This window comes from Faecousia intestinalis, from assembly GCF_040096185.1.
Classification (GTDB): domain Bacteria; phylum Bacillota; class Clostridia; order Oscillospirales; family Oscillospiraceae; genus JAZOXB01.
Genome location: NZ_JBBMFF010000253.1, coordinates 1 through 8,613, shown reverse-complemented (window position 1 = coordinate 8,613; position 8,613 = coordinate 1). Strand labels below are relative to the sequence as shown.

The window sequence follows — 8,613 nt, the reverse complement described above, 5'->3', positions numbered from 1 at the left end:
CCGTCTCATGCAGAATCTGACGCGCCCTCGGCGCTATAAAAAGCTTTTAAAGCTTTTTATCAGATTCTAGTATAAGCCCCATCTCCCTCGCGTATCCGGGACAGAGCGCCAATACGCTCTGTCCCCTATCATAAGGAACCTTTCGAGCCGGTCCCGGCGGCAATTCGGCGCACCGGACCGGCTCGGAGACTCTCATAGGAGACTTGTTTATGATTTGGACGATCATCCAGCTTGTGATCAGCGGCATCGCCATGGGCTTTGTTTATGCGCTGATCGGCATCGAGTACACGCTGATCTACAACGCCTCCGGCGTTCTGAACTTCAGCCATGACAAAATGGTCTCGCTGGGCGCCTACATCTATGCGGGCATGTTCGTGCTGGGCCTCGGCTGGAATTCCGTGGTCAGTGCGATCGCCTCGCTGCTGCTGATGGCGGTGTTCGGCATTCTGGTGGCCTATCTGATCTTTATCCCGCTGCGCAAGCAGAAATCCATGATCTTCACCATTATGGCCACGATCATGTTCGGCAAGGTCATCATGGAGGGCGCCTGCCTGATCTGGGGCGGCAACGCCTTTACGATCCCGGACTTCATGTCCGGCACCTACCAGATCGGCAATGCCGTTATCTCAAAATCCAACCTGTTTCTCATCATCACCGCGATCGTCATCGTTGCACTGCTGCAGTTCTACCTGCAGAAGACCAAGCCCGGCAAGGCCATGCGCTGCGTGGCGCAGAACCGCACGGCGGCCTCGATCGTCGGCATCGACGTCAACCGCAATATGGCGATCACCATCGCCATCAGTACCGTGATCTGCTGCTGCATCGGCATCCTGGTTGTGCCGCTGTACAATGTCAGCTCCACCATGTCCAATATGATCGGCCTGAAGGGCTTTGCAGCGGGCGTTCTGGGCGGCTTCGGCTACATGCCCGGCTGTATCGCGGGCGGCCTTGTGCTCGGCATCGTCGAGAATATCGCCTCCATGATCCTGCCGTCGGTCTATAAGGATGTTGTGGCCTTTGTTCTTCTGGTTGCGTTCCTGCTGTTCCGTCCGCAGGGCCTCCTCGGGAAGAAAAATAAGTAAGGGGGCTGCCGCATGAAAAAGGAACAAAAGCTGATCTTCCGGCTGCTGCCGCTGCTGATCGCTGCCGTGATCGCAGCCCTGCTGCCGCAGATGATCCGGAATGAATACTATATGACCATCGCCTGTCAGATCCTGATCTATCTGATCGCGGTCTGCGGCCTGAACTTCATCACCGGCCTGACCGGCCAGATGAACCTCGGCACGGCCGGTATGTTCGCCATGGGCGCCTACGTTTCCGGCCTGCTGAATGTGAAGCTCGGCGTTTCTCCGTGGCTCGGCCTTGTGGCGGCGCTGTGCGTCGGCTGGCTCATCGGCAAGGCGCTCGGCTATCCGAGCCTGCGCCTGCGCGGCGTGTACCTCTCCCTGACGACCATCGCCTTCACGGAGATCATCCGCATGCTCCTGAACAACATGAAGGGCGTGACGAACGGCGCACAGGGCCTGCGCGGCATCGAGCGCTATAACTTCTTCGGCTATCGGATCGAGGGCACGATTCCATATTACTATATGGTGCTCATCGTGGCAATTCTGGTAGTCTGGTTTGCCTGGCGTATCGTCAATTCCAAGTGGGGCCGCGAGTTCAAGGCCGTGCGCGATAATATTGACGCCGTGGAGTCCTGCGGCATCGACGTCGCCAAGGTAAAGATCCGTGCGTTCACGCTGGCCGCCATGCTCGGCAGCTTCGCGGGCGCACTCTATGCCCACCTCATCGGCTACATCAACCCCGAGTCCTTTACGGTGGACCTGTCCACGAACTTCGTCATCATGCTCATGGTCGGCGGCATCGGCTCGGTGTTCGGCAATGTGATCGGTGCTGTGATCATCACACTGCTGCCGGAGCTGCTCCGTTTCCTCGGCAAGTACTATTATTTCGTTTACTACACGGCCGTTCTGCTGTGCGCGCTCTTCCTGCCGAAGGGCATCGTCTCGCTGGCGGCTCCGATCCGCGAAAAGTGGAACAGGCTGCGCGCCCGCAGGGCTGGCGCACCGGCTATGGAGAAGGGAGGTACGGCGGATGGCGACCACATTAAGAATTGAGCATCTCGTCAAGCGCTTCGAGGGCCTTGTTGCGGTTAATGACCTCTCCATTGACGTGCAGGAGCGCGAAATCCATGCCCTCATCGGCCCGAACGGCTCCGGCAAGACCACGACGCTGAACCTCATCAACTCTGTCATTCCGCCTACGTCCGGCCAGATCTGGTTCCGCGATACGCTGTTGACCGGCAAGCCGACCTTTGAGACCGTTAAGGCGGGCGTCGGCCGAACGTTCCAGAATATCAAACTGTTTTCCTCCATGACGGTGCTGGAGAACGTGATGATGGGCGGCCAGAAGGATGTTTCCCACAACATGCTCCGCTTCATCGTCGACCTGCGCGGCAGCCACCGCGAGGAACGCGTCCTGCGCGAGAAGGCGTGCGAGGTGCTCGACTCCATCGGCATGTATCATCTGCGCAACGAGACCGTCGACAATCTGGCCTATGGCCGCCAGAAGGTCTGCGAGCTTGGCCGCGCGCTGATGACGACGCCGCAGCTCATCCTGCTCGACGAGCCCGCTGCGGGCCTGAACCCGAGTGAGCGCCGCGAGTTTGTGGATATCCTGCGCAAGGTCTATGACAGCGGCGTCGATCTGTTCCTCATCGAGCACAACATGGACGTCGTCATGAACCTGAGCCATCGCATCACGGTGCTGAGCTTCGGCTGCAAGATCGCCGAGGGCACACCGGAGGAGATCCAGCATGACCCGCAGGTCATCAAGGCCTATCTGGGCGACCGCTTCCGCACGGAGGAATGAGTATGGAACCGATTTTAAGCCTGAAAAACGTCTGCTCCTACTATGACAAGGTGCAGGTGCTCTATGACATCAACGTCGATGTCTACCCCGGCGAGATCGTCTCCGTCATCGGCGCAAACGGCGCGGGCAAGTCCACGATGATGAAGACCATCATGGGCCTGGTCCACATGGGCCGCGGCCAGGTGACGTTCGACGGGAAAAAGCTCAACCGCATGCATGCGCACAAGATCTGCAAGGCGGGCATTGCCTATGTTCCAGAGGGCCGCGAGGTCTTCCCGAACATGACTGTTTTGGAAAATCTGGAGATGGGCGCATACTGCCGCTCCTACACGGCTGCGCAGATGAACGAGAAGCTCGAGGAGATGTACACCATGTTCCCGCGACTGAAGGAGCGCCTAAAGCAGAAGGCCGGTTCCATGTCCGGCGGCGAGCAGCAGATGCTGGCCATTGCGCGCGGCCTGATGAGTGACCCGTCCATGGTCATGCTTGACGAGCCGTCCCTTGGCCTGGCCCCCGTCATCGTCGACGATGTGTTTGACGTCATCCATAATATCAACACGGTGAAAAAGCTGCCCGTCATCCTTGTCGAGCAGAACGCCTACATGGCGCTTTCAATCTCCAATCGCTGCTATGTGCTGGAAAACGGCCGCATCGCCCACTCGGGAAAGAGCAGTGAACTGATTCAGAGCGACGTGATCCGCGAGACCTATCTCGGCGGCTAAATACAGGAGGAATCAACTATGGGATACCGTTATTTTGATGATCAGCGTCTCTGGGACCTGACCGTGGAAGTTTTTACCCGCAATGGCTACAGCCGCTCCGACTGTGAGGACATTGCCAACGTGCTGCTGGCATCTGACCGCATGGGCATCGAGTCCCACGGCGTGCAGCGCATGAAGCTTTATACGCATTCTCTGGAGATCGGCCGCATCAAGCGCGGCGCGAAGAGTGAGATCGTCCGCGAAACGCCCGTCTCCGCCGTTATCGACGCGCATGATGCCATCGGCCAGCCCGTCTCTGTCGCCGCCATGCAGATGGCCATTGACAAGGCGAAGAAGGCCGGTGTCGGCATCGTTGTCGTCCGCGACTCCAACCACTACGGCATCGCCGGTTATTATGCCAAGATGGCTGCCGATCAGGGCCTGCTGGGCATCTCCATGACGAACACCGAGGCCCTCGTCGTGCCGACGTTCGGCAAGCAGCCGATGATGGGCACGAACCCCATCGCCGTCTCCATGCCCGGCACGCCGCATCCGTTCCATCTCGACATGGCCACGAGTGTGGTACCTGCCGGAAAGATGGAGGTCTACGCCAAGGCGGGCAAGACTCTGCCCGGCGACTGGCTCATGAATTCGGACGGCTCTCCCAGCTATGATCCGAACGATTTCCTGCGCATCCGCGCTACGAAGTCCCTCGGCGGCATTTTCCCCGTCGGCGGCGAAGGCGAGACGAACAGCGGCCACAAGGGCTACGGCCTGAGCCTGCTCGTCGAGCTGTTCTGCGGCATCCTGTCCGGCGGCCGCACAAGCAACGAGGTCCGCGTTGTGCCGAATGTCGACAAGGTCTGCCATTTCTTTATGGCCGTCGATTATTCCATCTTCGGCGACAAGGAGCAGATGGAAAAGCGCTTCAGCCAGTACCTCGAGGACATCCGCAATTCTGCGCTGGCCGACGGCCAGACCCGCATCTACACGCACGGCGACAAGGCCTATGCCCACATGGCGCGCGTGGCGGAGGAGGGTGTGAAGGTCAATGACAAGACCTATGACGAGATCGTCAAGATCTGCCAGGACCTCGGCATCGATCCCGCGGAATACCTGATCGAAAAGGCAGGCCCGCAGGCATGAGCATTTTTGAAGCCCTGCTCCAGCACGATCGTGTGCCGAATTTCTACCGCGTCGAGAATACGCGCTCCGCGCCGAAGCTCGAGGACGTCGCGGCAGAGACGCGTCGCGTGATGCAGGAGAGCGGCACACTGGAGCAGCTGAAGCCCGGCCAGAGCGTCTGCATCGCGGCAGGCTCGCGCGAGATCGCAAACATCGCGCTCATTGTCCGCACGGTCTGTGAGGTCGTGCGCGAGCACGGCGCAGAGCCGTTCATCATCCCGGCCATGGGCAGCCACGCAGGCGCGCAGGCCGAGGGACAGAAGAAAATTCTCGCCGATTTCGGCATTACCGAGGAATATACCGGCGCGCCCATCCGCTCGAGCATGGAGACGGTGCAGGTCGGCGTTACGAAGCCGCACGGCTTCCCGGCGCGGATCGACCGCTATGCGGCGGAGGCGGACTGGATCATTCCCATCGGCCGCATCAAGCCCCACACGGACATCCGCGGCCCCATCCAGAGCGGCATCCTCAAGATGATCGTCATCGGCATGGGCAAGCAGTTCGGCGCGGACATCTGCCATGCCGAGGGCTTCCCGAGCATGTCGCAGAACATTGTGGAGATCGGTCTGGAGATCATCGCCAACACGAATATCCTCTGCGGTATGGCCTCCATGGAAAACGGCTATCACGAGACGTATCGCGTCGTCGCCGTCGCTCCGGACAAAATTCTGGAGACGGAAAAAGAGCTACTGCCGGATGCGGCGGCGCAGCTCTTCGGAATTCCGTATGAAAAACTCGATCTTCTGATCGTCGACTGGATCGGCAAGAATATCAGCGGCGCGGGCATGGACCCGAACGTCACCGGCCGCTCCGCACAGAACGGCATTTCGCGGCCGTTTGCCGAGCGCATCGTTGCACGCGATCTGACGGACGAGGCGCACCACAATGCCACGGGCATGGGCAATGCCGACGTGACGACGCGCCGCCTGTTCGACAAGATCGATATGGAGCAGACCTATCCCAACTCCCTGACCTCACGCGATATCAACGGCTTCCGCATTCCGATCGTCATGGAGAACGATGACCTTGCCATCCGCTTTGCCCTGCATACCATCACGGGCGCAAATGCCGAAAGCGGATACCGCGCCATGTGGATCCGCGACACGAACCATGTGCAGACGTTCTATGTGACGGAGCGCCTGCTGGCAGACACGGCCGCAATGCCGTGGCTTCGCACGGATGGCGTGGCCCTTCGCCCGGTGTTCGGAAGCGACGGCTATTTTACCGGCTGGGAGAGAGCCTGATCAATACCGGCACGGGACAACGCGGCGGGGGTCCTGATAGTTGAAGAACAGGGTGCCCTGGCGGTGGCCGACGCGCTCGGCGTGGACTTCTTCGCCGTTGCAGATGCACCGGATGAGGCCCCACAGGCGCTCGGCGGCCTCGGCCTTCGTCTCCGCGCCGGTCAGGACGCTGCCTGCACAGAAATCGATGTCGTGGCTGAGCATGTCGAACGTCTCCTGATTGCCGGTCAGCTTCAGGATGGGAGCGACGGGCGTGCCGCCGACGTGGCCGCGGCCCGTATTGAACAGAACGAGGTGGCAGCCGCAGGCGATCTGGTCCAGAAGGCCGGTCGCGTCGCCGCCGAAGAAGAAGGCGGGCTCGGGCTTGTCGTCCGGAATGACGTCCAGCAGCCAGAAGCCGGGGTACCTCGGCCGCTGCGCGATCTTCAGAACGCCCTCGATCTTACAGCCGCCCATTTTCACGACGGCGCCCATGCTTTTTTCCTCGATCGTCGTCAGGCCGCCGACGAAGTTGCCCGGCGAAATGGAGTAGCGGCCGAGCCTGCGGCAGAACTCCATGGTCTTGTCATAGGTCAGGGCGACGTCGCGGGCGACGTCCTCGTTCACGGCGCGCGAGACCAGGTGGCCGCGCAGACCGACGGCCTCGGCGACCTCCTCCATCATGGCCGTGCCGCCCGCGGCGGTCAGATTTTCAAAGAATTTGCCGATGACGGCGTTTCCGGCGATGCCGGACGTGAAGTCCGAGCCGCCGCACTTTGCGCCGATGATCAGCTCATGCGCATACATCGGCGCACGGGGGCCTGCCTCGATCTTCTCCAGCATCTCGCCGACGAGCCTGCAGCCGAGCGCGATGCCCGCCTCCGTGCCGCCGACCTTCTGCAGGTAAAACGCCTCGGCCGGGCGGCCGTGGGCCCGCGCAAAGTCGCGGATGCGGTCCGGCTCGATATATTCGCAGCCGTGGCCGACGATGAGCACGGCGCCGACATTCGGATGGACGCAGTAGGCCAGCATGCGCTGCACGACGGCCTGATTGTCCAGACATGCGAGCGAGCCGGTGACATCGACGTCCCTGTGCTGCGCCTGAAAATGCGCCGCGATGGACTCTGCGACGTGCTTGCTGCACTCCACGGTGTAGAGCACGAGGACCTTGTTGCGGATGCCCTTGCCGCCGTCCGGGCGGAGCCAGGCCTGGCAGATCGGTTTTGCTTCCATGGCGTTTTCCTCCTCAGTACAGTTCATAGACGATGTCCTCCGGCAGGGCCGTCTCGGCGTCCAGCGTTGAGGCGCGCTCGTCAAAGTCGCTGCGCATGTTATGCAGATGCACATGCTCACCGGGAACGATATCCTGCGTGGCCGTGCCGATGCGCGCGCCGTATTTGATCACAGGATCGCCTGCCCGCAGGGCCCGCAGGGCGAATTTGTGACCGAAGGGGATGTGCTCGACGGCCGTGACGTGCCCGTCGCCGGGCTCCCCGAGCAGGCGGATCGCGCCCGGCTCGATCTCGCCGAGTGCGGTGCCGACGCTGTCCGTCGCGTAAACGATATAGCCGGTCTGATTTGTCATGATCTGAAGCCCTCCTGAAGCTTTTGCAGGTCCTGCCGGGAGGCGGAACCGGATGCGTTGAATAAAATTCGCTTGACATTTCTGAATTGATGCGTTAATATGATTACAGAAGAACGTAGAATATTATGCAATGCAAAATGTCAAGTAATGTGCAGTTAACTGCGAGAGCTGGCAAACGAGAGAGGAGCGGGAGATTATGATGATCCCCATCGACAAGATGTCAACCACCGACAAGGTGATCGAAAGCATCCGAAGCTACATTCAGGAGCCGGGCAGAAATCCCGGCGAAAAGCTGCCCACGGAAAATGAACTGGGCAAGCAGCTCGGCGTCGGCCGTTCGTCCATCCGCGAGGCGCTGCGCGTGCTGCAGACGATGGGCTATGTAACGATCGTCCACGGCAAGGGCGCGTTCATCAAGGCGTGCCAGCCCAGCAGCGAGGAGGCCGAGCGCTGGTTTGAGGGCAATATCTTTGCCCTGCGCGATATCTACATGGTGCGCGAGGCACTTGAGCCGCTCGTGGCCCGCGAGGCCGCACGGCATATTACGGAGGAAGCGCTCGCGGAGCTGCGGCAGATCGTCGACCAGACGGCGCATGCTGCGGCGCTGCCGCCGGAGGATGCCAACGCGAACCTTATGGCCCAGCTCGACGAGAAGTTCCACGAGAAGATCTGCGAAAGCACGAACAACCCGTTCCTCGTCTCGCTGTACAAGCAGTTCATTCCCGCCCTGCACACCTACCGGCTGAATTCGTTTGCCATTCTGAAGAACTGCTCGAACGTGGTCGAGCCACACCGCCGCATCATGGAGGCGCTGGCCCAGCATGATGCCGAGGCGGCCGATCTGGAGATGCGGCAGCATATGCGCATCTCGAAGAACGACACCCGCGAGGCGGCGCGCAGCGCCGGAATGGACGCGCAGTTCTGATACTAGAATCTGATAAAAAGCTTTAAAAGCTTTTTATAGCGCTGAGGGCGCGTCAGATTCTGCATGAGACGGCGCAGCGTGCGTCAGCACGATGCGAGTGTGCGTAGCACACGGGATTCC

Annotated in this window: 9 protein-coding genes; 7 read left to right on the top strand and 2 right to left on the bottom strand. The window is 60.5% G+C overall.

The features are described from left to right. The first annotated feature begins 209 nt into the window (after positions 1-209). Genes WMO66_RS12040 through WMO66_RS12015 form a run of 6 tightly spaced genes read left to right on the top strand, consistent with a single transcriptional unit; the run spans position 210 to position 6,004 of the window. A complete protein-coding gene (locus WMO66_RS12040) occupies positions 210-1,082 on the top strand; it encodes a branched-chain amino acid ABC transporter permease (RefSeq protein WP_349136665.1) in 873 nt (290 codons plus the stop codon). A gap of 12 nt (positions 1,083-1,094) precedes the next feature. Continuing rightward, positions 1,095-2,120: a branched-chain amino acid ABC transporter permease gene (locus WMO66_RS12035; RefSeq protein WP_349136664.1), complete on the top strand. Its 1,026-nt coding sequence runs from the start codon at positions 1,095-1,097 to the stop codon at positions 2,118-2,120. Beyond that, positions 2,098-2,874, top strand: a complete 777-nt coding sequence (locus tag WMO66_RS12030; RefSeq protein ID WP_349136663.1) for an ABC transporter ATP-binding protein — start codon at positions 2,098-2,100, stop codon at positions 2,872-2,874. The genes WMO66_RS12035 and WMO66_RS12030 overlap by 23 nt, the downstream gene beginning before the upstream one ends. A gap of 11 nt (positions 2,875-2,885) precedes the next feature. Beyond that, positions 2,886-3,596 carry an ABC transporter ATP-binding protein gene (locus tag WMO66_RS12025; protein ID WP_435387802.1) on the top strand — a complete coding sequence of 237 codons (711 nt, stop codon included), beginning with the start codon at positions 2,886-2,888 and terminating at the stop codon, positions 3,594-3,596. Between the two features lie 18 nt (positions 3,597-3,614). Beyond that, the gene (locus WMO66_RS12020) at positions 3,615-4,721 is read left to right on the top strand and encodes an Ldh family oxidoreductase (RefSeq protein WP_349136661.1); all 1,107 of its coding nucleotides are present in this window, start codon (positions 3,615-3,617) and stop codon (positions 4,719-4,721) included. Next, positions 4,718-6,004, top strand: coding sequence for a nickel pincer cofactor-dependent isomerase, group 22 (locus tag WMO66_RS12015; protein WP_349136660.1), 1,287 nt, complete (start codon positions 4,718-4,720; stop codon positions 6,002-6,004). Before WMO66_RS12020 ends, WMO66_RS12015 begins: the two co-directional genes overlap by 4 nt. Here WMO66_RS12015 and WMO66_RS12010 read toward each other — a convergent pair whose 3' ends face one another. Further along, complete coding sequence (locus WMO66_RS12010) at positions 6,005-7,243, bottom strand: UxaA family hydrolase (protein WP_349136659.1); 1,239 nt, start codon at positions 7,241-7,243, stop codon at positions 6,005-6,007. Beyond that, entirely contained in the window at positions 7,230-7,568 is a 339-nt protein-coding gene (locus tag WMO66_RS12005) for a UxaA family hydrolase (protein ID WP_349136658.1), read from the bottom strand. The genes WMO66_RS12010 and WMO66_RS12005 overlap by 14 nt, the downstream gene beginning before the upstream one ends. Before the next feature lie 196 nt (positions 7,569-7,764). Here WMO66_RS12005 and WMO66_RS12000 point away from each other — a divergent pair, with 196 nt between their 5' ends. Beyond that, positions 7,765-8,493 carry a FadR/GntR family transcriptional regulator gene (locus WMO66_RS12000; protein WP_349136657.1) on the top strand — a complete coding sequence of 243 codons (729 nt, stop codon included), beginning with the start codon at positions 7,765-7,767 and terminating at the stop codon, positions 8,491-8,493. Positions 8,494-8,613 lie beyond the last annotated feature (120 nt).

Bases quoted from the DNA above. Each gene is read 5' to 3' on its own strand.
- WMO66_RS12040 (WP_349136665.1), top strand. From the start codon at position 210: ATGATTTGGACGATCATCCAGCTTGTGATCAGCGGCATCGCCATGGGC.
- WMO66_RS12035 (WP_349136664.1), top strand. From the start codon at position 1,095: ATGAAAAAGGAACAAAAGCTGATCTTCCGGCTGCTGCCGCTGCTGATC.
- WMO66_RS12030 (WP_349136663.1), top strand. From the start codon at position 2,098: ATGGCGACCACATTAAGAATTGAGCATCTCGTCAAGCGCTTCGAGGGC.
- WMO66_RS12020 (WP_349136661.1), top strand. From the start codon at position 3,615: ATGGGATACCGTTATTTTGATGATCAGCGTCTCTGGGACCTGACCGTG.
- WMO66_RS12015 (WP_349136660.1), top strand. From the start codon at position 4,718: ATGAGCATTTTTGAAGCCCTGCTCCAGCACGATCGTGTGCCGAATTTC.
- WMO66_RS12010 (WP_349136659.1), bottom strand. From the start codon at position 7,243: ATGAACTGTACTGAGGAGGAAAACGCCATGGAAGCAAAACCGATCTGC.
- WMO66_RS12005 (WP_349136658.1), bottom strand. From the start codon at position 7,568: ATGACAAATCAGACCGGCTATATCGTTTACGCGACGGACAGCGTCGGC.
- WMO66_RS12000 (WP_349136657.1), top strand. From the start codon at position 7,765: ATGATGATCCCCATCGACAAGATGTCAACCACCGACAAGGTGATCGAA.